The 23,879-nt window shown below is 39.1% G+C and carries 20 protein-coding genes; 2 read left to right on the forward strand and 18 right to left on the reverse strand.

Annotation, left to right across the window (positions count from 1 at the left end; translation table 11 throughout):
- Positions 1-161 precede the first annotated feature (161 nt).
- The 9 genes from PCY10_RS07000 to pnp form a co-directional block, all read right to left on the reverse strand.
- Positions 162-1,031: a DegV family protein gene (locus tag PCY10_RS07000; RefSeq protein WP_021003200.1), complete on the reverse strand. Its 870-nt coding sequence runs from the start codon at positions 1,029-1,031 to the stop codon at positions 162-164.
- Between the two features lie 434 nt (positions 1,032-1,465).
- Entirely contained in the window at positions 1,466-2,194 is a 729-nt protein-coding gene (gene rlmB / locus PCY10_RS07005; protein WP_003074306.1) for a 23S rRNA (guanosine(2251)-2'-O)-methyltransferase RlmB, read from the reverse strand.
- A gap of 156 nt (positions 2,195-2,350) precedes the next feature.
- Complete coding sequence (locus tag PCY10_RS07010) at positions 2,351-3,481, reverse strand: ABC transporter ATP-binding protein (RefSeq protein ID WP_003076129.1); 1,131 nt, start codon at positions 3,479-3,481, stop codon at positions 2,351-2,353.
- Between the two features lie 110 nt (positions 3,482-3,591).
- Entirely contained in the window at positions 3,592-4,464 is an 873-nt protein-coding gene (locus tag PCY10_RS07015) for a helix-turn-helix domain-containing protein (RefSeq protein ID WP_301558951.1), read from the reverse strand.
- Entirely contained in the window at positions 4,451-4,855 is a 405-nt protein-coding gene (locus PCY10_RS07020) for a Mini-ribonuclease 3 (RefSeq protein WP_041787552.1), read from the reverse strand. Before PCY10_RS07020 ends, PCY10_RS07015 begins: the two co-directional genes overlap by 14 nt.
- Positions 4,848-6,191 carry a cysteine--tRNA ligase gene (gene cysS / locus PCY10_RS07025; protein ID WP_021003204.1) on the reverse strand — a complete coding sequence of 448 codons (1,344 nt, stop codon included), beginning with the start codon at positions 6,189-6,191 and terminating at the stop codon, positions 4,848-4,850. Before cysS ends, PCY10_RS07020 begins: the two co-directional genes overlap by 8 nt.
- Before the next feature lie 83 nt (positions 6,192-6,274).
- The gene (locus PCY10_RS07030; RefSeq protein WP_021003205.1) at positions 6,275-7,042 is read right to left on the reverse strand and encodes a nucleoside phosphorylase; all 768 of its coding nucleotides are present in this window, start codon (positions 7,040-7,042) and stop codon (positions 6,275-6,277) included.
- A 43-nt stretch (positions 7,043-7,085) separates the two neighbouring features.
- Positions 7,086-7,670: a serine O-acetyltransferase gene (cysE, locus tag PCY10_RS07035; RefSeq protein WP_003075768.1), complete on the reverse strand. Its 585-nt coding sequence runs from the start codon at positions 7,668-7,670 to the stop codon at positions 7,086-7,088.
- Positions 7,671-7,719: 49 nt separating this feature from the next.
- Entirely contained in the window at positions 7,720-9,900 is a 2,181-nt protein-coding gene (gene pnp / locus PCY10_RS07040; RefSeq protein ID WP_021003206.1) for a polyribonucleotide nucleotidyltransferase, read from the reverse strand.
- A 398-nt stretch (positions 9,901-10,298) separates the two neighbouring features.
- On the opposite strand from pnp, the gene pepF reads away from it, so the two are divergent.
- Together pepF and PCY10_RS07050 are read left to right on the forward strand one after the other, a co-directional pair.
- Positions 10,299-12,098: an oligoendopeptidase F gene (gene pepF, locus PCY10_RS07045; protein ID WP_301558952.1), complete on the forward strand. Its 1,800-nt coding sequence runs from the start codon at positions 10,299-10,301 to the stop codon at positions 12,096-12,098.
- 163 nt (positions 12,099-12,261) lie between these two features.
- Entirely contained in the window at positions 12,262-13,053 is a 792-nt protein-coding gene (locus tag PCY10_RS07050) for a hypothetical protein (protein WP_301558953.1), read from the forward strand.
- Between the two features lie 982 nt (positions 13,054-14,035).
- Here the strand turns inward: PCY10_RS07050 and rpsO are convergent.
- The 9 genes from rpsO to pelF all read right to left on the reverse strand — a co-directional run bounded on the left by rpsO (position 14,036) and on the right by pelF (position 23,867).
- Entirely contained in the window at positions 14,036-14,305 is a 270-nt protein-coding gene (rpsO, locus tag PCY10_RS07055) for a 30S ribosomal protein S15 (protein WP_001018251.1), read from the reverse strand.
- Positions 14,306-14,433: 128 nt separating this feature from the next.
- Positions 14,434-15,165: a pseudouridine synthase gene (locus PCY10_RS07060; RefSeq protein WP_021003209.1), complete on the reverse strand. Its 732-nt coding sequence runs from the start codon at positions 15,163-15,165 to the stop codon at positions 14,434-14,436.
- Positions 15,152-16,324 (reverse strand): MFS transporter, encoded by a 1,173-nt coding sequence (locus tag PCY10_RS07065; RefSeq protein WP_021003210.1) that lies wholly within the window; start codon positions 16,322-16,324, stop codon positions 15,152-15,154. The genes PCY10_RS07060 and PCY10_RS07065 overlap by 14 nt, the downstream gene beginning before the upstream one ends.
- A 146-nt stretch (positions 16,325-16,470) precedes the next feature.
- Positions 16,471-17,826: a DUF4832 domain-containing protein gene (locus tag PCY10_RS07070; protein WP_301558954.1), complete on the reverse strand. Its 1,356-nt coding sequence runs from the start codon at positions 17,824-17,826 to the stop codon at positions 16,471-16,473.
- A gap of 13 nt (positions 17,827-17,839) precedes the next feature.
- Positions 17,840-18,511, reverse strand: a complete 672-nt coding sequence (locus PCY10_RS07075) for a DUF4956 domain-containing protein (protein WP_003074277.1) — start codon at positions 18,509-18,511, stop codon at positions 17,840-17,842.
- A gap of 18 nt (positions 18,512-18,529) precedes the next feature.
- The gene (locus tag PCY10_RS07080) at positions 18,530-19,264 is read right to left on the reverse strand and encodes a polyphosphate polymerase domain-containing protein (protein WP_003074274.1); all 735 of its coding nucleotides are present in this window, start codon (positions 19,262-19,264) and stop codon (positions 18,530-18,532) included.
- Positions 19,251-21,023 carry a CotH kinase family protein gene (locus PCY10_RS07085; protein WP_301558955.1) on the reverse strand — a complete coding sequence of 591 codons (1,773 nt, stop codon included), beginning with the start codon at positions 21,021-21,023 and terminating at the stop codon, positions 19,251-19,253. Before PCY10_RS07085 ends, PCY10_RS07080 begins: the two co-directional genes overlap by 14 nt.
- Positions 21,016-22,461 (reverse strand): exopolysaccharide Pel transporter PelG, encoded by a 1,446-nt coding sequence (gene pelG, locus PCY10_RS07090; protein WP_021003212.1) that lies wholly within the window; start codon positions 22,459-22,461, stop codon positions 21,016-21,018. The genes PCY10_RS07085 and pelG overlap by 8 nt, the downstream gene beginning before the upstream one ends.
- Positions 22,461-23,867, reverse strand: a complete 1,407-nt coding sequence (pelF, locus tag PCY10_RS07095; RefSeq protein WP_112384779.1) for a GT4 family glycosyltransferase PelF — start codon at positions 23,865-23,867, stop codon at positions 22,461-22,463. The genes pelG and pelF overlap by 1 nt, the downstream gene beginning before the upstream one ends.
- Between the last annotated feature and the right edge of the window lie 12 nt (positions 23,868-23,879).

Here is a 23,879-nt window from a genome sequence, read left to right on the forward strand (position 1 = left end):
CGTTTTTGTTTACAGGGCGGATGTTCCGGTCCGCAAGTTATTTGGAAGGTTCCGGGGCCTTACAAATGGGGTAAACAATACCGCCTACTATCATACCAAATTTTAGGGGTAAAAGTCAATATATTTGGTAAATTATTTATGAAAGAACGGTTTCATTCCGTTTAATCTTGATTTTCATGGGCAATACTAAATAATCCCAAAGTTCCAGGACCAGTGTGGGTGGCAATAACGGGCCCTAATGGTAGAACTAAAACCTCATTAACTTGATCTGACAGAAGAAGTTGCTCTTTTAATACTTGAGCTACATCCTGACTGTTTGCCCCTGCATAAGCAATTACCACACGTGGATCAGAAATACCTTCCAAAGTCATGCGCACTACTTCAGCATGAGCTTTTTTCTTGCCACGAACTTTAGCCACAGAATCTAGCTTACCATCTGCTTTAACAGAAATAATCGGCTTGATATTGACCAAATTCCCCATGAGAGCTGCCGTTTTTGAAATCCGTCCGCCTCGCATGAGATGGTTCAAATCATCCACGAGGAAATAAGTACGCACTTTTGGCAGTAAGGATTCTATCAAGGTTACTACCTGTTCTAAACTTTGCCCAGCAGCTTTTGCTTCTACTGCTTTCATCACTAAAAGACCTTCTCCCATAGATGCAGCCTTGGTATCTATCATTTGGATGACAGCTTCTGGAAAATCTTCTAAAACTATATCCCGTGCCATGACTGCACTCTGATAAGTGCCTGATAAAAGAGATGCAAAAGCAATATAAAGGACTGGCATGCCAATCTCAGCATAGTGACGAAAGATAGCTTCAAACTGGCCAACATTGATTTGACTAGTTGTCGGCTGGCTACCGGCTTCCATTTTAGAAAGAAGCTGCTCACTCGTTAGTTTCTTATCTCCGACTGTTTCATACGTCTCTCCATCCAGCTGAATGGTCAAACCGAGAATTTGAACATCATTTTCTAAAGCCCAGCTTTCTGGAAGATCTGCTGTTGAATCCGTTAAAATCTTAAAAGTCATCTTTCTTTTTTCTCCATCATTTTCTGTAAATTGCGTAATCTTGCCTTACCTATAGGGTCACAAAGTGGGTTTCCCAATTTACATACCCAAACACGTAAAGTCCCTTAGGTAAAATTATCCCACTGCTCATTAAAATTGCTCATTACCACAGATGATTGAGCTCGTGGTTTGCTACTTCATATTCAATGCCATCATCTACCATTTCGTTCTTATCAATCAAAACGACTGTCACACTGAATCAGTTCTGACGAACACTAAGCATATCTTGAGCATTGAAGTCACAAATTCTTTCCAAAGCTTAAAAATTAGCCTCATTCCTCAATTTATCAGGAAAAAAATTCGCTCTATACTCCGTTTGCTTTGGTTTAAAAATGGACCAGTTTCTTTTCAAAAGGCAGTCATCTGGCAAGCATAAACTAGTAAAATTTGCCTTTTCATAAGCGATTTCTAAACACTTCATACATGAGAATAGCCGCTGCCACACTAGCATTAAGGCTCTGTACATGTCCATTCATGGGAATGGTAATCATTTCGTCCACCTGCTTCTTAAGATTAGCAGAAATTCCTTTACCTTCATTGCCGATAATCAGAGCTAATTTACCTGCTGTATTCCACTTGGTAGACAGAGTCCCATTCATATCCGTTCCAAAAATCCAAAAACCTGCGCTTTTCAGCTTGTCCAAAACTTGTCTCAAATTGGTCACCCGAGCAATCGGAACATGCTCCACGGCACCAGTAGAGGTCTTGGCAACAACTGGTGTGACACCGACCGCTCGATGCTTTGGAATAATGACACCTGTAACATTTGTCGCATCAGCCGTCCGTAAAATCGAACCTAAATTATGCGGATCTGTTAGACCATCTAAAATGAGTAATAGAGGATTTTCTTCCTGAGTTGCCATTCTCAACATCTCTTCAAAATCCGTATAAGCAAATTCTGAAACACGCAAAACAAAACCTTGATGAACGGCACCACCTGTCATTTCTTGTAATGTTTTTTTGGTAGTCCAAGAAATAGAAACCTTTTTTTCTGCTGCCAAATCTTTCATCTGAGCAACATTTTTCCCACGAAGATCATCTTGAATATAAAGTTTATTTCCCGTATTAGCCATCAAGGCCTCGGTTACAGCATGTACACCATAGACAATATCGTTATTTTCCATGACTTTAGTATAACATAAAATTTAAAATGCTTCTTCTTATTTATAAATCACTTTACAGTTTAATCCTATTTTTATGACTACATAAAAACGCAGGAAGCGTTTGTAAAAACAAGTCTTCCTGCATCTTCTTATTCATTATTCTAAATGCATTGTAAATTAGTAAACCGTCTTTTCTGTTTCTGGATCAAAGAAATGCGCTTTGTTCAAGTCGAAACCAAGATCAATACCAGCTCCAGCTTTAAGATAATCACGAGCATCTACTTTAGCAATAAATTCATTGTCAGCCACTTGGCAATACAAATGAGATTCAGAACCAAGTAATTCAGATACAGAAATTTTAGCATGTACAACTGAATCTGGGAAGGTTTCAAGGAAAGCAGCTTCTGTATTGATGTCTTCTGGACGAATACCAAAAATGAGTTTCTTGCCTTCATAGCCTTTTTCACGAAGTACCTTCAAGGCACCTTCTGGTACTTTTAGAGAAAGGTCTTGTGCTACAATTTCATCACCTTTTAAAGTTACGTTGATGAAGTTCATAGCTGGGCTTCCGATAAATCCTGCCACGAATTTATTAACTGGGTTTTTGTAAACTTCTTGTGGGGTACCGATTTGTTCTACACGTCCAATTGTACCCGTTCCTGAAGGATTCTTTGTTGCAGACATGATAACGATACGATCAGCCAAAGTCATTGCTTCTGTTTGGTCATGGGTAACATAGATAGTGGTTGCTCCGATACGACGGTGGATTTTAGCAATTTCTGCCCGCATAGATACCCGCAATTTAGCATCCAAGTTAGAAAGCGGTTCATCCATAAGAAATACTTTTGCATCACGAACAATAGCACGTCCCATAGCTACACGTTGGCGTTGTCCACCTGAAAGGTCAGCTGGTTTACGATCTAAAAATTCTTTCAAGCCAAGAATCTCTGCTGCTTCATTTACACGTTTTTCAATATCATCCTTGCTGTATTTACGAAGTTTCAAACCAAAAGCCATATTATCATGCACAGTCATGTGTGGATACAAAGCGTAGTTTTGGAAAACCATGGCAATGTCACGATCTTTTGGCGCAACATCATTGACCACGCGGCCAGCAATTGAACATTCACCTTCCGTGATATCTTCAAGTCCAGCAATCATACGAAGTGTAGTAGATTTCCCACATCCTGAAGGACCAACGAAAACAATAAATTCCTTATCTTTAATATCCAAGTTAAAATCTTCAACTGAATAATGCTCACTATTTGGATATTTCTTATAAATGTTTTTTAAATTTAACTCTACCATAAAATGGAACTCCTTTACTATTATGATTTTATTATATATGAAAACGCTTCATTATCCTATGGCAATGTGAACAAAATAAAAAAAATGTTTTGTGCAGGGTGCACAAAACATTACACTAAATCATTAATAACAATATGGTAGCACAAGGTCAAATCCGTCAGATTTTTGAGTTGTAACCCCGTCAATTCTTCCCATTTATCAATGTGATATTGTAAAGTATTACGGTGAATATACAACTGCTGAGCTGCCTTAGTTACAACTGCTGCATTCTCCCATAAAGCGACAATAATATCAACAAATTGATCTTGACTTTCAATCAATTGATGAAGTTTCTGCGTTAATATTGGCGATATGAAATCTCTTTGGCTAATCCCCCACAAAAAAAGTTGTGAAAAAGAATGCACGTTAGAATGCTGAGCCTGTTCCCACCACTTAGTAAAAAGGGCATTCTCTGCTTGAAATAGCTCAAAGTAGCTCTCTTCAAACATTTGAGACCAAATCTGTCCGATTTGAATTGTCAGAGTTAAGCTAAAGTCATATTCGATGGCTGATAAAGTATCACGAAGGACAGCTTTTACGGGGATAAGTTGCGTTTGATCTAGTACAAAGATATAATCCTGAGACGATAGCTGAAAATCTGCTATTCTATTAGGTAATATGGTTCGCATCATTTCTAACCAAGATCCTATTGTTTCGTTTTCATAATGGAATAAATGACAATGGACAAATTGTATCTTTTGTACACTTTTTGGCAATTTGCCACGACTATGAACCAGATAATCATACCAAGGTCCACCATCAAACGCTGACTCTTCTCCAGTCAGTAAAGAAACAAGCTGTTGTTCTCTTTCTGTCAAGCTACTTATTTTTAATAACAGCCATTGATTTTTTGATAAGGGAATTGCCACTTCATCTTCTTTTACGCTCGGATTGGATTGAAGCTTCCCTTGAGGAAACCATTCTAACAAATTACTTTTTATCATGATTTGTGTTCTCCACTCTGACAATACACCAGTCAATTAACTCTTCTAAGCGCTCAATAGCTCCAGTCATATGCAGGTAGCCCATGACTGCTTCAAAGCCTGTAGACATACGGTAAGTAACAATATCCGCATTCTTGGCTTTGGTGTGACTATTAGCATTACGGCCACGCTTGTAAATCTCCTCTTCCTTTTCTGTCAGAATCCCTTCTTCCAGCATGAGAGAGATGAGATTGGCCTGAGCCTTGGCAGAAACGTACTTGGTCGCTTCCCTGTGCAGCTGATTAGGCTTAGTGAGCCCCTGAAAAATCAGGTGACGTCGGATATACATGGAGTAGACAGCATCTCCCTCAAAGGCGAGGGCAATGCCGTTAATCAGGTTGACATCAGTCACGGGTCCACCTCACTCCGTCCTTGGTATCCAAGAGCTTAATGCCCTGAGCAGCTAATTCATCCCGAATACGGTCTGCAGTCGCAAAGTCCCGATTAGCACGCGCCATCTGGCGCTCCTCAATCAAGTGCTCAACGTCCGCGTCTAGGACTTCTTCTACAAAGACAATACCAAAAACTTCTAAGAGCTTGGCAAAGGCTTCCTTGACTTCAGCGGTGTAATTGCCTGAGTTAATCCACTTGGCTAGCTCAAAGACAGCCGTGATACCGTTGGCCGCATTGAAATCTTCGTCCATAGCGGCAGTGAACTTGTCCAGCAAGGTTTGAAGCTGAGCTGAATCTGTCTGACCAGTGAAAGGCTGCTCATAGGTATTCTTCAAATACTTGAGATTAGTCGCGGCATCATGAACGGCTTTTTCTGTAAAATTAATCGGCTTGCGATAATGCTGGGTCGCAAAGAAGAAACGCAGCACCTGACCATCAATGGTCTTGAGGGCATCATGAACGGTGATAAAATTGCCTAGAGATTTAGACATCTTGACGTCATCAATGTTGACAAAGCCATTGTGCATCCAGTAGTTGGCAAAGGTCTGACCCGTCTTGGCCTCTGACTGGGCGATTTCATTGGTATGGTGAGGAAACTCTAGGTCTGCCCCGCCACCGTGGATATCAATGGTATCACCCAAAATCTCTGTCGACATAACCGAACACTCAATGTGCCAGCCCGGACGACCTGCTCCCCAAGGACTGTCCCAGGAAATCTCGCCCGGCTTAGCTGCCTTCCAAAGAGCAAAATCCACTGGATTTTCCTTACGAGCAGTCTCCTCATCTGTCCGACCAGAAGCACCTAACTCCAAGTCAGCCAAGGTTTTGTTGGCTAGTTTGGCATAATTGTGAGACTTTTCCACTCGGAAATAGACATCGCCTTCTGACTCATAGGCGTAGCCCTTATCCACCAAAGTCTGCACAAAGTCAATGATAGCCTCCATAAAATCAATCACGCGCGGATGCTGAGTAGCTGGCTTAACACCTAGTTGCTCAACGTCAGCACGAAAAGCCGCGATGTACTTGTCAGCCACTTCTTTTGGTGTGATGCCTTCTTCCTTGGCTCGATTGATAATCTTATCATCTACATCTGTAAAATTGGAAATATAATTGACCTCAAAGCCTCGATACTCAAAATAGCGACGAACCGTGTCAAAAGCTACTGTTGAGCGGGCATTACCGACATGGATATAGTTATAAACCGTCGGACCGCAGACATACATGCGAACCTTTCCCTCCTCAATGGGCACAAATTCACGCAGGCTGCGAGTCATAGTATCATAGATTTTGATCATATTTTACGATACTGAGAGTGACTGGAAAGCAGATAAAATCAACTGCAGAAGCAGTCATCTAGTGTCAAACTTTCTGTTTCTACTCAGTTCCTTTCTAGTTCCTTTGCTATTGCCAAAGCGATCGTGAAAAAGGTCATGGCATCAGCCTTCCGTTCTTCATGGCGGGCATCCCAGGTTCGGTTATGATGATCCACATAGTCAGCTGTGTAGAAGAACTGATAGACCTTGGTCTTGCGAAATTGACTCCAAGCCATGATAGCTGAAGCTTCCATGTCCACCACTTTGGCTCCAGCAGCCAAGCGACGCTTGACTTTCTCAGGCGTTTCCCGATAAAAGGCATCCGTCGTCCAAGACTTGGTGCGGATATGCTCAATATCGTGCTTGTCAAAGATGGCTTCCAGCTCGACCAGCAGAGACTCGTCATAGGCTACTTCGTCACCCGGTGGGGCATAGTGATAGCTAGTTCCTTCATCTCGCAAAGCGGCTGCAGGCAGGATGATCTTATCCGCCTCAATTGAGCGGTCCAAAACGCCACAGGAACCTAGAATGATGAAATTCTTGAAGCCTCTGGCCGCCAACTCCTCCAGTTGGCCGACTATCATGGGAGCCCCAATCGGAGCCAACATAACTGCTAGCTTACTAGGTCCTTGGCCATAAATATACCATGGATGCTGTCCGTTTATGCTTTTCAAATAGCCTCCTGGATAGACTTCTTCTGACTCAATCAAACGTTTCAGAATTTCCCCGTTAAAGGACAGGATGATGGTTTCACACACTTCACCCTTGTCAATAATCTGCCTATCTGTTGGTTCAATAACCCCAGCTACATCTTCAAATTCCTCTAATAGCACGCTATATACACCTTCTTTTGAGCCTACATTCAACCATCTCTCACTACAATTTAGATGAGTAATAACTTTCTTCGCGGATTTCTTCTAAATTCTTGATAGTTGGAGTATCTTTTTGACCATGCACACGGACGATTTTAGCCGGTATACCAACAACTGTCACATCACTTGGTACATCTGCTACCACTACTGCACCCGCTCCTACCTTGGCATTTTCACCGATTTCAATTGGACCAATGAGCTGTGCATGAGCGGAAATGAGTGCACCTTGGCGAACCGTTGGGTGACGTTTCCCAGCATCTTTGCCAGTTCCTCCAAGAGTAACACCATGATAAAGCATCACTCCTTTTTCCACAACAGCCGTCTCACCAATCACTAAACCACTCCCGTGATCAATGAAGACACCCGAAGCAATCTTTGCTCCCGGATGAATCTCAATCTGGGTCCAAAAACGCCAAAATTGACTGTGCATCCGAGCTAAGAGTTTACAACCATGATTCCAAAGAAAGTGAGAAATCCGATGAGCTGCTAAAGCCTTAATACCAGGATAAGTCAACAACACCTCGAGCGAGGAGCGAGCTGCTGGATCATTTTCTTTTACAATCGCTATCGTATCTTTCCACCAACTCATGCTGACTCCTTTCCGGCTTTAGACTGAAAGCAAAGGTGCAGTAACATTTCTAGTCTTGTGCCTTTTCTTCTCGAACAACTTTATGCTCTTTATGTGTTTTATGATGATGTTTTTTCTCCTTGTCCTCTTTAGGAGGGCGCGGAAGCAATGCTTTCATAGAGGCATCCACACGACCTTTTTCATCAACTTTAATGACTTTAACGTCTACCTCGTCACCAACTTGCACTAAATCTTCAACCTTATTAGTACGCGTCCAAGCCATTTCAGAAATGTGTACTAAGGCATCTGTCTTGTCAAATAGATTGACAAAAGCACCGAATTTCTCAATTCGAACAACTTTTGCATGATACACTTCATCTACTTTCGCTTCACGCACAAGAGCTGTAATGATTTCCTTAGCACGATTAATCGCATCTTGATCGCTAGAGTAAATAGACACATTTCCTTCCTCGTCTATATCAATCTTTACGCCAGTTTCTGCGATAATCTTGTCAATCGTTTCACCGCCCTTACCGATGACAATCTTGATTTTATCAACATCAATCTTAATAGTATCAATCTTCGGAGCAGTTGGAGCGAGTTCTGGACGAGGAGCTGGAATCGTACGTTCAATCAAATCTAAAATTTCAAAACGTGCTTTCTTAGCTTGAGCCAATGCTTCTTGCAAGATTTCAGCAGTAATTCCTTCAATCTTGATATCCATTTGAAGAGCAGTAATTCCTTCACGTGTACCGGCCACCTTGAAATCCATATCTCCGAAATGGTCTTCTAAGCCTTGAATATCTGTTAAAATCGTGTAGTTGCTACCATCTGAAATGAGCCCCATGGCGATCCCAGCTACAGGTGCTTTAATTGGTACCCCACCAGCCATAAGAGCAAGTGTCCCAGCACAAATCGAGGCTTGTGAAGATGAACCATTTGACTCAAGAACTTCTGCTACCAAACGGATCGCATAAGGGAAATCTTCTAGGCTAGGAAGCACTTGCGCTAGTGCACGTTCACCAAGAGCTCCATGACCGATTTCACGGCGTCCAGGTGCACCATAACGTCCCGTTTCTCCTACGGAATATTGTGGGAAATTATAGTGGTGCATAAAGCGTTTCTTGTATTCTGGATCCAAGCCATCAACGATTTGTGTTTCGCCCATCGGTGCCAATGTCAAGACAGATAAAGCCTGCGTTTGCCCACGAGTAAAGAGTCCAGAACCATGCACGCGTGGCAGGTAGTCAATTTCAGCATCTAGTGGACGAATTTCATCTACTTTTCGACCATCTGGACGAACCTTGTCTTCAGTAATTAAACGTCGTACTTCTGCATGCTCCATTTGCTCTAAAATTTCAGCCACATCACGCATGATGCGGTCAAATTCTTCGTGGTCAGCATATTTTTCTTCGTAAAGAGCTATTACTTCGTCTTTGACTGCTTGCGTTGCGGCTTCACGAGCTAATTTTTCTTCTACCTGAACGGCTTTTTGAAGATCAGCGTTATAGCCTGCTATAATTTCCGTTTGCAATTCTTCATCCACATGAAGAAGCTCAACTTCTGCTTTTTCTTTTCCAACTACTGCCACGATTTCTTCTTGGAAAGCAATCAATTCCTTCACTGCCTCGTGACCTTTCAGGAGAGCTTCCAGCATCAGGTCTTCTGATAATTCTTTGGCACCAGACTCCACCATGTTAATCGCTTCTTTAGTTCCTGCAACAGTTAACTCCAATAACGAAGCTTCCTTTTGTTCTTGACTTGGATTGATAACCAATTCTCCATTAATATAGCCAACTTGCACACCAGCAATTGGTCCGTTAAAAGGAATATCTGAGATTGATAACGCAAGAGATGAACCAAACATAGCTGCCATAGGGGCTGAAGCATCTGCATCATAAGAAAGAACGGTATTGATAACCTGAACTTCATTGCGGAAACCTTCCGCAAACATGGGACGAATGGGACGGTCGATTAAGCGAGCGGTCAAAGTCGCGTCCGTCGAAGGGCGCCCTTCACGTTTGTTAAAGCCACCAGGGTATTTCCCAGCCGCGTACATCTTTTCTTCATAATTGACTTGAAGCGGGAAGAAATCGCCAGTCGCCATTTTCTTTGACATAACGGCTGCTGTCAAAACGGTACTTTCGCCATAGCGCACCACTACGCTACCGTTCGCTTGCTTCGCCACTTGTCCAGTTTCAACCACTAATTCTTTGCCAGCAAAAGTGGTTTTAAATATTTGTTTTACCATAATTATTCCTCTTTGAGTCTATGCTCAATTTCTAATTTTTTATACGTCTTGCCTACAAAGATCAAGATAGATTTAGGATATTAAAAATGAATCCTGAGTTCCACTCCAAAAATTTCTGCTTGCATAATTAGGTATAAGCTTTGTTTCAATAAAATAACTCATTATCCTGTTCAGCACACCTTTTGCCATAGCCGCGACTGTTGATAGAAAGCTTAAATGTTTTTTATACTTTGTCTATCCTCATCTTTGTATCAAGCACGTATAAACTTTATTTTATCATATTTTATACCAAAAGAAAAAGCCTTAAAATAGCTTTTTAGCAAGAATTTTTGAAATGTTATCTATTATTCTTATTTTTTGCTATACTAGAGAGAAAGCTAGTAACAAGGAGAATAGATATGGTTGAACAAAAACAACGTTCTGAATTTCCAGAAAAGGAACTGTGGGACTTAACAGCTCTCTATCAAGACCGTGAAGATTTCCTACGGGCGATTGAAAAAACTCGTGAAGACATTAACCAGTTCATACGGGATTATAAGGACAATCTCCATACTTTTGAGGATTTTGAAAAAGCCTTTACCGAATTGGAACAAATCTATATTGAAAGAAGCCATATCGGCAACTACAGTTTTATGCCACAAACAACAGACTATAGCGATGAAAGTTTTGCCCAGATTGCTCAAGCTGGTACAGATTTCGAAACAGAAGCTAGTGTTGCTCTCAGCTTCTTTAATGCAGCCTTAGTCAATGCTGACGAAGAAATTCTTAATCGTCTCGAACAACTACCACATTTGACTGCCGCAATTCGCCAAGCAAAAATCCAAAAAGCTCACTACTTAGGGGCTGATGTCGAAAAGGCTATGACAAATCTTAGTGAAGTTTTTTACAGCCCACAGGATATTTACACTAAGATGCGGGCTGGCGACTTTGCCATGGCTGACTTCGAAGTAAACGGCAAAGTTTATAAAAACAGCTTTGTTACCTATGAGAATTTCTATCAAAACCACGAAAATGCTCAAATCCGTGAAAAAGCTTTCCGCTCTTTCTCAGAAGGCCTTCGTCAGCACCAAAATACCGCTGCTGCTGCCTATCTGGCTCAGGTCAAATCTGAAAAGCTTCTAGCAGATATGAAAGGCTATGACTCTGTCTTTGACTACCTTTTGGCTGAGCAAGAGGTAGATCGCTCTATGTTCGATCGGCAAATTGACCTCATCATGACTGAATTTGCACCTGTTGCACAAAAGTTCCTTAAACATGTCGCCAAGATCAATGGCCTTGAAAAAATGACCTTTGCTGACTGGAAGTTGGACTTGGATAGTGCACTCAATCCTGATGTCACTATTGAAGACGCTTATGACTTAGTGATGAAATCCGTTGCTCCACTCGGAGAAGAATATACACGCGAAATTGCCAATTACCAAAAAGAGCGCTGGGTGGATTTTGCAGCGAATGCTGGCAAGGACTCTGGCGGCTATGCCACTGATCCTTATCGCGTGCATCCTTATGTTCTTATGAGCTGGACAGGTCGTATGAGTGATGTGTATACTCTGATTCATGAAATTGGTCACTCTGGTCAGTTCATCTTCTCTGACAATAGTCAAAGCTATTTCAATACCCACATGTCGACCTATTACGTAGAAGCTCCTTCTACCTTCAACGAACTCTTACTTAGCGACTATTTGGAACATCAATTTGACAATCCACGTCAAAAGCGATTTGCACTCGCTCACCGTCTAACGGACACTTACTTCCATAACTTTATCACCCATCTCTTGGAATCAGCCTTCCAACGCCGGGTTTATAATCTCGTTGAAGCAGGCGAAACTTTTGGAGCAACAAAGCTTAACAGTATTATGAAAGAAGTTCTTACCGAGTTTTGGGGGGATGCAGTCGAAATCGACGATGATGCTGCGCTCACTTGGATGCGGCAAAGTCACTATTATATGGGACTATACAGTTATACCTACTCTGCTGGACTTGTCATCTCTACTACCGGCTATCTTCATTTGAAAAATGACAAAAATGGCGCTCGCGATTGGCTCAACTTCCTCAAATCTGGTGGAAGTAAAACGCCACTTGAGACTGCTCGTATCATCGGAGCCGACATCTCCACAGACAAACCACTCCGCGACACAATTCAGTTCTTGTCTGATACGGTAGAGCAAATTATCCAATACAGCAAGGAATTAGGAGAGTAGATTGTCCATACTTCAAATTTTAATTTGAAGTTCTTTTATATTAAGTGCTTTAAAACAAAATTTTTAAGTTTGTTGCAATTTGAAAAATTTCACTTCCTAGTTATTGAAAACGATACCAATTTATGATATGATATTTCCGCAAACCAATATATGTGAGGGAAATATGAAAAAGTGGAAAAATAATTCTAGGCTCAACATCGTTCTTGCTATCATGAGTGTTGTTCTAATCATCTTATTGTCTCCAATTACAATGCCATTAATGTTTCTAGGTGGTGTTTTTGGTATTTGGTATTTCGCCAAGCGAAATCCAAGTGTTTTCAAAAGAAATATAGCAATTGCTGTAGCGATAATAGGAATACTAGGAATCTATACAGTAAGTAAATTCAATATTGAATCCTCTGAAAGCCAACAAAGTCAAACCCAAGTAGTGCCATCTACATCTAGAACTTCATCTTCAAACTCTTCAAAAGCAAGCAGTTCCTCCTCAAACTCCGATTCTAGTAGAGAAAAAGAAGAAAAACTCGAAAAAGAAAAGAAAGAGAAGAAAGCGGAGGAAGAGCGAAAACAAAAAGGGGTGGCAGAGAGAAAAGCTAGAGAAGAACAGGCTCAAAAAGAAGCTGAAATTCAGCGCATCATCCAGCAGGGCGAACAGACTGTTAAACAACTTGAGAATAATCAAGTAACTGAGAATATTGCTCCAGCTCAAGCTGCCGTTGAACAAATTGCCGATCCAAGTAAAAGAGGAGCTGTTCAGCATCGAATTAATCTTGTACAAAATGCAATTCAGCAACGAGCTGAGCAGGCTCGACAAGAGTCAGAGAGACAAACAGCACCCCAACAACAAGAAACTGTATCTGCTGGTGGCTATTTTAGAGATAAAAGGGGCAGATGGCATCGCTCAAATGGTCAATATGCTTCAAAAAAGGAAATTGCAGAAGCGGGATTGCCTTGGTAAAATACATCTCTACTAAATATATTAAAAAAAGAAATGAAATCTTGTAAAAAGCAACATTATTTTCCATCATAATTCTCATCAAACAGGTAGTTTACAAGCACACATGATTGGAGACTGGGACGAAAGTTTCTAGCTTCAAAGAAGATAGTTTAATAAATTAACGATGCTACAGCTGACCACCCCAATAGTCTACTGAATTATTGGTTGTCGGAAATAAAACATCCGTAAGGATGTGTAAAAAACACGACTTTGAATTGGTGGATTTTACAAAGCAAATCCTCAAGTCTATTGCTTTTCAAGCTCGGAGAGCGCCTAATCATCCTCGTAGGAGTAAGACAACGGACTAGATTTTTTTCAAAATGGGTTCTGTCTCACTCTCTTTTATTTTGTATAAAATAAACTATATACCTTTTTACGGCATATTTTTCCCCTTTCACTTTATCGTAATCCTGAATATCTTTATTGTATCGCATCTTACGGAGCGAGACGGATTAAAAAGTCACAAAATAAAAACTCTCTGAAATCAGAGAGCTAATTTGAGCTTGGGCTAAAATCCATACAAAACAAAAAGGCTACCCAATTTAGAGTAGCCTTATTTTCAAGATATGCTCAATTGAACACGGCCTAAGGGCCTAAGCATGCTGATAAAAACAAAAAGCCCTCTGAAGTCAGAGAGCTGATTTGAGCTCGGGCTAAAATCCTAGTGAAAAAGATGAAACTCCTTGTGTTCATCGAACACTGTATCGTTTCCCTATTTTCATACGGATTTTTGGCGCCCTTAGCATCATGATTCTTGCTGGATAAAACGTTTATAGACAAGCCGAAGATTGTACAAAAATTTTAGTGAAACAAAAAAATCTCCCCGAAGGGAGAAGATCTGGTTTATTTTACCTTACAGTGCTAGGAACCGCAACCGAAGATTATACTTGTTGAGTATATCGAGGTAAGGTGACAACGCAATGTAAGTGGAAAATAAAGCAGATTAACGACGAAGTCCTAGAGAGTTGATCAACTCACGGTAACGGTTAACGTCGTTTTTACGCAAGTATGCAAGCAAGTTACGACGGCGACCAATTTTCTTCATCAAACCACGGTAAGTAGCGTGGTCTTTTTTGTGTTGTTTGATGTGTTCGTTAAGGTGGTTAATTTCCCAAGTAAGGACAGCTACTTGTACCTCTACTGAACCAGTGTCACCTTCGTGACGTGCATATTGTGCAATGATTTCATTTTTTTTCTCTTTTGAGATTGCCATGATAAGCTCCTTTTCTTTACGCTTCATCCGAGTGACAGGTTTGGCATGCCTGCAACCAAGAAGAAGTTATTTGTCTCTACGACATTCTTATTTTACCAAGAAGGAAAGTTTTTGTCAACTGATACAAATTATAAGAGTTCTACGCCAAATCGTTTGAGACTTTTTATTTCTTCCTGTGTCAAACGACGAAAAGTTCCTGTTGCCAACTCTTTATCCAAAGTTAATGGTCCCATAGCAAGGCGCTCTAAGTCTGCTACTTTTTTACCACAAGCTGCAACCATTCGCTTCACTTGATGAAATTTTCCTTCAGAAATTGTAATCTCCACCAGAGAAGTTCCCTGTTCTTCGTTTGTTTCCAATATGGTCAATTGCGCAGGTTTACAGGTAAAGTCCTTAAGCTTTATCCCTGCTTCAAAGCGTGTCCTATCTTTTTCCGTCATGATGCCATCTACTTTTGCACGGTAAACTTTTGCTACATGTTTTTTAGGAGACAACATCGCATGTGCCAAAGCACCATTATTGGTTAATAACAAAAGTCCGTGAGTATCAATATCAAGTCGTCCAACTGGAAAAACTTCTTTCTGGCGTGCACTTTCATCTAACAAATCCAAAACTGTTTGATGGTTAGCATCTTCAGTAGCTGAAATGACACCTTTCGGCTTATTTAAAAGATAATAGACAAATTTTTCATAGTCCAATACTCGCTTATTGACTGAAATTTCATCTTGATATTCATCTACTTGTACTTTCGCTGATGTGACAACCTTCCCGTTGACCAAAACTTGTTGCTTCTTTAAAAGTTGCTTGACTTCTGTTCGTGAACCAAGCCCCATTTCTACTAAACACTTATCTAATCGCATCTTTTTCTCCATCTTCTTGATTAGCGACAATAGCGGCTAAAGTTGAAATTCCCATCATGAGAACACCTAGCACACTAAAAATAAAAGTTGGAGTAGAAGAAATGATTCCAATCAAAGATAAGACGAATGTTGATACCGAAGCACCGCTACTGCAACCCAAAACGACAATTGCTGTTGCACGATTTACCAAATAAGCAGGAATTTTCTCAGATATAATATGAAAGACCGCAGTTAGAGATATGCTATAAGCAAAACCAGCCAAAAGAGCACTCAAACTTAAGAAATAAATCTGACTTGACAAGCCAATCATTATTTGGCTTAGACCAAAAACTATTCCTGTTATCGTCAACAAGCGATTTTTCAGCGCGTTCACTAAGCTAGCAAAGCTAACACCAGCCAAAATTCCCACTAGTTGCATACAGCTAAGAATCCAGCTGGCTGTTTCAGCGTTTCCAATCTCTGCCTGTAAGACTAGACTAGGGATCCGTAAAGTGATAGCGACATTAGCACAAACAATCATACCAGCTATGAAAGCTAAAAAGATACTCAAATGTATTTGTTTTCTAGTCATTTTACGGACAGATTTGAGATGTTTATGCTTATCGGATTCATTCTTTTCATAAGGAACAAACATAAGATACAGTGCTAGAACGATAAAGCCAATTGCATAAACCCAAAATGTTGTTGTCCAATTGAAGCGTAAAAGCTGCCCAACTATCAACGTCAATAAGGCCGTTCCAACAACTTCTGCCGATCCCCGATACCCCAACATTTGCACACGCTCTCTCCCTTGAAAGCGCTCACTAATAATGGCAATTGCTCGAGGATTCATCATACCTAAACCTAAGCCAAATACAAAGCGCGAAGCAAAAACGAGATTATAAGATTGATTGAAAAATGGGATAAGACCACAAATAGAATACAGAATTAGCCCTAGTATAATCATGAACCGCTCAGATACAAAGCGTTCCAAAACACTATTAAACATCAACAAAGACATAATTCCAATGGACGGCAAAGAGACTAATAATTCTACTTGGCTAGAAGAGTAATTCTTATAATACTGGAACATAGCCGGCAAGCTACTAGAAATTGAAAATGCTGTTGTTAAAACCAATGATAAAGCCAAAATGCTAGCTTTTCCCATGAATCTTTTCATCTTATCTTCTTTCTAAAATCACACTATCACTATCATACAGTTTTTTACGAAAAGACGCAATCTAGCAACGTATGAAAACAAAAAAGAAATCAAGGCTGCACATAAGATACAACATTGATTTCAGTAGCTTTAGTCCTCATATAAAGTTAACATTTTTTATTTTCTTGTCCTTTATTAGCAAAACAAACAGCCGGCTTTTGAGTAAGTGGAGAAATAATTCCTAAAGCAATTTTATAGCCTTTTCCAGTAATATTAGCAGTGGAAAGAGACGCTTGAACCTTTTGTTCTTGATTCGGCAAAAGTTTGGTTAGATCAATCGGTATGGTTTTACTTTCAATAATCGCGCCCAACTTATTCAAAACGTAAACTTTCATAGTCCAATTACGATAAAGAGGGGCAACCCCTTTGTTTGTAACTGACAGTGTAAGCTTAGTGGACTTCTTACTCGAAATTAGTTTCATATTTGGTACAAATAAACGATAACCCATATTTTTTAAGATCTCGTTATAGCTTGTATCATTGACACCATCTAGGACTTCAGCAATTTTAGGCCCCAAAAAAGTTGTATGGGATTCTTGAAGTTCCCTAACAATCTGGGGTAATTTCTGGCTCATTAACGTCTTCATACTAACCGAACTGGTAAATTCACCACCAATTGGAGCTGTTTCCCAGGCTTTAGGCATTGCAACCAAGCCATTTTTAGCTTCTTCTTGATCGTAATCACCACCCGATTGAATCCAATTTAACCAGACTTTTTTACTTTCTTCATCTCCAACCACATCATTATAAAGACCAAATCCATGCTTTTTGGCTGTGGCGAATGGACGACGCATCAAAATATTTGCTTTTGGAAAAGCCTTTAGCCATGGAGTGATATACTTCTCTCTAACATCAGCTTCTGGTAATTTACGAATATTTGCCTCATCATTCACGTGCCATTCTCCCCAATGACCAAGACTACCCATTTGAATAAAAGCGAATTGCTTGGTTCGGGCCCAACGTTTCCCCATAGCTGCGACAGCCTTTTCGTAATAACTGATCAGAGTTTTATGAGCATAATTAGGAGAAAATCCTTTTCCATAAGACGAATTGTATCGGTCTCCAGGATCAGACATTTCTTTAATCAGCCAAGAGGGAATGTCTTCATGCATTCCTCTTTTAGGATAATCCAAAATAAAGCGAAAAATAATATATTTCCCTTCTTTGCGCCAGCGATTCAACTGATTTTTTTCCTCAATCGTTTTCCAATCATAGACTCCTTTTTGAGGTTCCAATTCTTTCCATGTTACATTTACATGAACAAGCTGAGCATCTTTGGGGATATCTGTTTCTTTCGCTGAAGGGGCATAACCCATCAAGGGATTTGACAAGGCCTTATCAGAATAACTGAATGTTTGCTCTATATGCTTTTTAGTGTTCTTAAAAGAAGTAGGTATGAAAAATAAGACACAAGCCATTGCCATAATTAAAACTACCAAGCCAAGCTGCAATTTTTTACTCATTCCATTTCCAATCTTATCCGTGATACTCTCCATTATACTGGATAAGTGTTACATCTGCAACCCCTTTTATGTCCCGTATTTGTTCTATAAACGTGAAGTTTTCCTTTTTACATAACACTTCTACAGCCATTTCAATAGTATCACCTCGAAGAGTTTTTGATTTTACAAAATGTCTAATTTTTCCAAATGATTGAATAATCTTATCACCAGTCTCATCTCCCTGATAATGAATAATTACGATATAAACCTTACCTTGATGTTGCAGACGACTAAAAATAATTAACATTCCAAAAATAACTGCTGCGGCCACTATAGCGAGTATATACATACCAGCCCCAATCGTAATCCCCGTCGTAATCGACCAAAAGAGATATAACAAATCCATAGGATCCTTAACTGCTGTCCGGTAACGCACAATAGACAACGCACCAACCATCCCCAGCGAAATCACGACATTCGAACTAATGGCCAAAGTAACCATAGCTGTTAAAATTGACATCCCAATCAAGGTCATCGCAAAACTTCTTGAGTAAACGACTCCTGTAAAAAACTTTTGATAGACAAAGTAGATAAACGCTCCCAGAGCAATTGCAAAAAGCAAAGTAGCAACAATTTTCCCAGCATTTTGAGTTGTAAAATTTTCCGATCTCAAAACCGATTTTTTAATAATATCTTGAACACTCATCCTTCTCTCCAATTTCTATTAATGATCTGTATCATACCAATATTCAAAATCATGTAAATAACGTGTTTTTTCATAACATAGTACATATTTTGATACTGCGAGAAACTCCGAAGCTTGCGGTGGAATAATATTTTTTATAATTTGTGGCAACAATTCTGTATATTTGACTTCAAAAACCAGCTTCCCTGGTTGTAATACAGGAAGTGTTGGTAGCGATTCATCAAATATATCATAACTACCAATAGCTGCCCGTACATTGGAGTCAAACGTCAAACGAACTGTTCCTGTATCATACACCCAAGGTTCTCGCTCATAGTCAACAATAACGCGAGGTCGCATCACATTTGTCATACACTCAAAGTAAAACTCACGACACAAGGCATGAGGACTATGAAGAAGAAATGCATAGTCTCCTTGAATAATTTTCTCTGTTTCCTCGCGTGTTAGAGGAGCTGCTTCTTTATAGATGTAATTTTCGAATTTTCTCTTTCTTTCCAGCTTGATACTACGTTCACTGAAATTATACACTCGGATGCGGTATTTTTTGCGCATCAAAATGCCAGCCTCTTTTTCCTCGTAACTACTATTCCAATAATCTTCAAAATATAGACTACGGATTGTATAGCCACCATTTGTAGCGTATTTATCCAAAGACAAGATGGAATCAAAGTGCTGTGTCAATAATTCTTTTTCTTTCAAACCAATTAAGTATTTAGCTTCATGTCGAAACTGTTCTTTTTTATTTGCTTTCATAGACATCAACCTTTATTTTACCATCTTCCGTCACATAAAAACTCAAAACACCAAAAAGACTGGTAGTTCCTACACGATATTGATCAAATGCAGCTTGTGATTTACCATCAGAATTTGTCGCAATCACGCGCATAAAATATTGTCCCTTTGGAAGATGATCTGTCGTAACACTTGTCTTTGTTAGACCTTTCTTGTCAAGAATCTTATCTTTAAAATTAGGATCTTTAGCTAACTCCACATGATAAGTGATTTTCCTGTGATTGAAATCATAAGATGGCATCCACTTAAGAACTAATTTCCCATTATCATTTTTTGGTTGGTCAATATAAAATGGTTGAGGAGTCTGCAAACTCTTCTTGTAAGCTTGGTAATTTTTTTCAACCTCCCTTGGCAATGCATTTAGAATCTTATTATATTGCTCTTCTTTTATAGGCATTCGCTCCATATCAGGCATACGTGATAAGTAAGGTTTCACGATCTCAGCATAATTTTTACTCAGATCACCAATATTTTTAGGGCTCAGCTGATTTTTATACAACTTTTCCACAATCTTTTCCAAACCTGTTCTAAATCGTTCTGATTTTAAGAGGCGTTGAAAAAGAACACTTCCCCAGTAGTTACTAACACCATATTGCCATGTGTTGACACCCAATGCATCCGACCGGCGAAGCACTCGCTCACCCTTACGCAACGAATCATCCAAGTCCCATGGTAAAATATACCAACGTTTCCCATGTAGGGGGCTATACAGAAACATATTCCGGTTTTGGCTATCAGTATTCCCCATCAATATTTGAAAGGCCAACCAATATTGAAGATTCTCTGCATCAAAATACTTTTCTAGAAGGTGCTCAATTTTGATTGACTTGTCATTTAGCTTTTCCAACATATCAATCAATTTTGTATGGTCATGATCGCCTTTCACTTCCAAACGAGATTCAAATTTTTTCTTATCAAACCTAGGATCATTTTCCTTTCGAATAATATTTGCTTCTCTATAAAACTCAAAATTATTTACTTTGTATAAATGACCACTTCTATCTAGTCCATGTGCTTCAAGAGCAGTTTTATTTAATTGTTCAACTTGAGTATAAAGACCATAATCTTCAAAATTCTTTGAGCCATTTCCTGTTTCATCTTTTACATACAGATGAACAAATTGAGTACGAAGCCCAACAATTTGTGGAATACCTTCCATCAATTTAAACGCCAGTCTATTTCGAAAGCGAAGAGCTTCGTAAGGGTGCTTATTCAAATTGATCGTTCGCTGCCCTTCCCAAGTCCCCTTACTTTTTTTGAGTTTTATCTTATAACTTTTTTGCTTTGAACAACTGGAGCTTTGACCTCGAATTTGAACAGTCGCATTTGGAACTTCCTCGTCAAATCCAAACTCACCAGCTACAGGACCTTTTTCATTTCCTACTTGTAAAAGCCCTGCAACCTGATAACGCTTGACCCCCATTTTTTCATAATCATAAGCTGAATATTGATTGAGTTCTCGCCAAGAATGATTCGTATTCTCAGCAGTATTTCCACGCCTTACCGTTAAATACATGGTAATCACGTCAGGCCTTTTTCGAGTATACAAAGATTCTTTATCACTGAGGTGCTGATCATTGATATTTGCTACCTTTTCTTTTTTTACTTTTTTTGTAGTTGATTGTTTTGTCTTGTTTCCACTACTAGAAATAGCTAAAAAAACAAATGCAAGTGCCATCAAACCGAAAACCAGTAAAAATTTGATCCACTTATTATCCATCTTTTGACCTCGCTTTCAAAATAGTCACTAATTTCGTAAAGAATCCTTCTCCTTCCTGAGAAAAGACTTCCTGACTTCCTAAAATACGATAAGGAAGCTCTTTTGTATATTCACTCAATCTAGTAGTTGTCGTAAGGTAGAGTACAAGACCTGCTAATAAAAAACCATATCCAATAAAAGTGGTATCCATAAACTGAGTAAAAATGCTAAAAACAGCAGAGAGCACTGCAAACCACCTTGCACATTTCTTTGCACCTTTATAATCAACAAAGTAAAGTAACATTAATAAATTAATATTCCCTACAGCATAAACCCCATAGCCTAAACAAAGTGTTTGAAAATAACCTTTCATCTGACTATTAAAGCCAAGTGGTAAAACTGTCAACAGAACAATTCCCACAAACATAGCTAGTAAAGTTGCTAAAAGCTGCTTCCATGATAAATATTTCAATTCATTCCGTAAGGTATTCATCATTTCAATTTCAGCTTGATTAATTTTTTTAACACTCCCTACTCCATCATACATATGATAGTATTCTCTAAATTTTGGATAAAATTTCACCTCAACAGATACCACAAAGTTTACAGTAGATACCAAAGTCACTAGATAAGCGAGCATAGCAGGAACATCATAAACCGGAGCGGTATGAAAAAGTCCTCCGATTCCTTTACTAAGTGGACCAAACCAATTAATAACGATATGTGCAAAAAGTCCAATAAACATATAAATGCCTACTTTGAAAAGTTCTAGATATTTATCAAACCAAACAAAGAATTCAAAATTAGTAGTATAGTTTTTCGGAAAATGTCTATATAAAATACGAATCATTTGTACAAGAATGAAGCCATAAGAAGTACAAACACTAAATAACAAACCATACGGAATGGCTAAGACGAGTGTTGTTAAACCAATCACGACAGTAATCAAAATTGCTATGGCAAAGGTTTTTAGAATACTACGATAATCTTTTACAGCCGTTAAATAATTCACAGCATTCCAAATCATACATAGTTCACTAAACAAGATCAAGTTTAAGAGAATTTCTAACAGAGGAATTCCCGAAATAAAGAGGAAAATTCCATAAGTCACAAATCCCATACCTAACATGATTGCCCCTGAGGAAAAATAAGAAGACAAAATTTTTTCAAATTTTTTCTCATAGAGCATATCTGCCACATAACGAGTCACAATCATTGAAAATAGGTTGGTAATCGCTAAGGAAGCTAAGATCGAATACGAAATCAAACCAAGTAAATGATCACGTGCAGTATTACTCAGTCGTCCCAGCACACTTAGAATGACAACTGCCAAAATAAGTAAAATCCCAAGAAGCATTGGTCCCACATATGCAACACCTGCATAACCATAAGCCTTTTGTTTTGAAAGGAATCCACCTTTATTATATACTTTTCGCAGTTCGAATCCTATCCCTGCCATTATCTTACATACTCCTTATATAATTGTCTATATTGTTCAATCATTTGATGATATTGATAAAATTGCTCACTTCTTTTTTTAGCAATTTGTCCCATCGTTAGGCGTTTTTCTTCTGAACTTGCCATTACAAGCATTGCATGTGCTAAGCTCATTAAGTCTGTTGGTGGCACACAATAGCCGGCTGAACCTAATGTATCGTCTAGCTTTCCCCCTAATAATTCTTTACAACAGCCAACATCCGTTGTAACACAAGGTTTTCCAGCAGCCATTGACTCCAATATAGACAATGGTTGCCCTTCTGATATACTCGTTAAAATCATAAAGTCCATTTTTTTGAGATATTCTTTGATATTAACACGCCCAGTAAAGAAGAGATTTTCTAATTTCAACTTACGTGCTAAAGCATAACATTCTTCTGCATAGGCTTCATCATCCACCCCTCCCATAATATAAAGGCGAACATTGGGCATCTGGGAGGATACTTCGTAAAAAGCATAAATCATCGTTTTAATATCTTTAATTGGAGCCATTCTGACAGCAGCTCCAATATTAATCCAACTATCATCATCTTTTTCAAAAGGAATATTAGAAAAGCTTTCATAATCAATACCATTTGAAATAACTCGACATTTTTTCGCATCACAACCAAGAGCAATTTGTGTTTCACGAGCTTTTGAAAAAAGACTCGTAATACAATCTGCCTTAGAATAAATTGCATCGGATAGCATATAAAAGAAATCAATCCACTGCTTACGCATAGAAGGTAAAATCCAATCTGCACGAATAATTTCTTCCTCACGCTCCCGCGTATAAATTCCATGTTCTGTCAACAACAATGGCTTATTCATACGGGTACTAGCTAATGTTGCCAAAATACCACCATAACCAGTAGAAATAGCATGATAAGCATCTGCAACAGGGATCTCACTAGACAACAATGTTAATAATGGAAAAAGCATAGATCGGATAGTATGAAATATATCTGACATAGGCTGTGCAGCATATTTTTTTTCACATAAATCTTGAATCATCTGAAAAAATTCTTCACTCACTAAAAAGTCATCTCGTTGAACTTTTCCTTCTTGAAGGAGGTCGAAAATAAGAGACCACTCAGGTTTTGCACAAAAAACTAATTGTTTTAAAGCATCATACTCTTCATGAGATAATTCTTCACTTTTTTTATCAATCACTTTTGAGCTAGTTAAGCTATCCAGAAATACTTCATGAACTTCTACAACGTTCTCAGGAAATTCATAGACGAACATGCCTTTCTTTTCCTCATTGGCTCCAATAACCCAAATGATAAATTCATGTTCTTTCATTTCTGTGATATATTGATGCATCCAAGTAGACACACCTCCATGTACATAGGGGTAGGAACCCTCTAAAACCAAACAGATTCTCATTTTTATCTTCTC

It is taken from the genome of Streptococcus sp. SI1 (genome assembly GCF_030439945.1).
In the GTDB taxonomy this organism is placed as follows: Bacteria; Bacillota; Bacilli; order Lactobacillales; family Streptococcaceae; genus Streptococcus; species Streptococcus intermedius.

Bases quoted from the DNA above. Each gene is read 5' to 3' on its own strand.
- PCY10_RS07065 (WP_021003210.1), bottom strand. From the start codon at position 16,324: ATGAAAAGATTCATGGGAAAAGCTAGCATTTTGGCTTTATCATTGGTT.
- PCY10_RS07010 (WP_003076129.1), bottom strand. From the start codon at position 3,481: ATGGTAGAGTTAAATTTAAAAAACATTTATAAGAAATATCCAAATAGT.
- PCY10_RS07050 (WP_301558953.1), top strand. From the start codon at position 12,262: ATGAAAAAGTGGAAAAATAATTCTAGGCTCAACATCGTTCTTGCTATC.
- PCY10_RS07085 (WP_301558955.1), bottom strand. From the start codon at position 21,023: ATGGATAATAAGTGGATCAAATTTTTACTGGTTTTCGGTTTGATGGCA.
- pepF (WP_301558952.1), top strand. From the start codon at position 10,299: ATGGTTGAACAAAAACAACGTTCTGAATTTCCAGAAAAGGAACTGTGG.
- PCY10_RS07070 (WP_301558954.1), bottom strand. From the start codon at position 17,826: ATGAGTAAAAAATTGCAGCTTGGCTTGGTAGTTTTAATTATGGCAATG.
- PCY10_RS07015 (WP_301558951.1), bottom strand. From the start codon at position 4,464: ATGATAAAAAGTAATTTGTTAGAATGGTTTCCTCAAGGGAAGCTTCAA.
- rpsO (WP_001018251.1), bottom strand. From the start codon at position 14,305: ATGGCAATCTCAAAAGAGAAAAAAAATGAAATCATTGCACAATATGCA.
- rlmB (WP_003074306.1), bottom strand. From the start codon at position 2,194: ATGGAAAATAACGATATTGTCTATGGTGTACATGCTGTAACCGAGGCC.
- PCY10_RS07080 (WP_003074274.1), bottom strand. From the start codon at position 19,264: ATGAAAGCAAATAAAAAAGAACAGTTTCGACATGAAGCTAAATACTTA.
- pelG (WP_021003212.1), bottom strand. From the start codon at position 22,461: ATGGCAGGGATAGGATTCGAACTGCGAAAAGTATATAATAAAGGTGGA.
- PCY10_RS07060 (WP_021003209.1), bottom strand. From the start codon at position 15,165: ATGCGATTAGATAAGTGTTTAGTAGAAATGGGGCTTGGTTCACGAACA.
- PCY10_RS07075 (WP_003074277.1), bottom strand. From the start codon at position 18,511: ATGAGTGTTCAAGATATTATTAAAAAATCGGTTTTGAGATCGGAAAAT.
- cysE (WP_003075768.1), bottom strand. From the start codon at position 7,670: ATGAGTTGGTGGAAAGATACGATAGCGATTGTAAAAGAAAATGATCCA.
- pelF (WP_112384779.1), bottom strand. From the start codon at position 23,867: ATGAGAATCTGTTTGGTTTTAGAGGGTTCCTACCCCTATGTACATGGA.
- pnp (WP_021003206.1), bottom strand. From the start codon at position 9,900: ATGGTAAAACAAATATTTAAAACCACTTTTGCTGGCAAAGAATTAGTG.
- cysS (WP_021003204.1), bottom strand. From the start codon at position 6,191: ATGATCAAAATCTATGATACTATGACTCGCAGCCTGCGTGAATTTGTG.
- PCY10_RS07000 (WP_021003200.1), bottom strand. From the start codon at position 1,031: ATGACTTTTAAGATTTTAACGGATTCAACAGCAGATCTTCCAGAAAGC.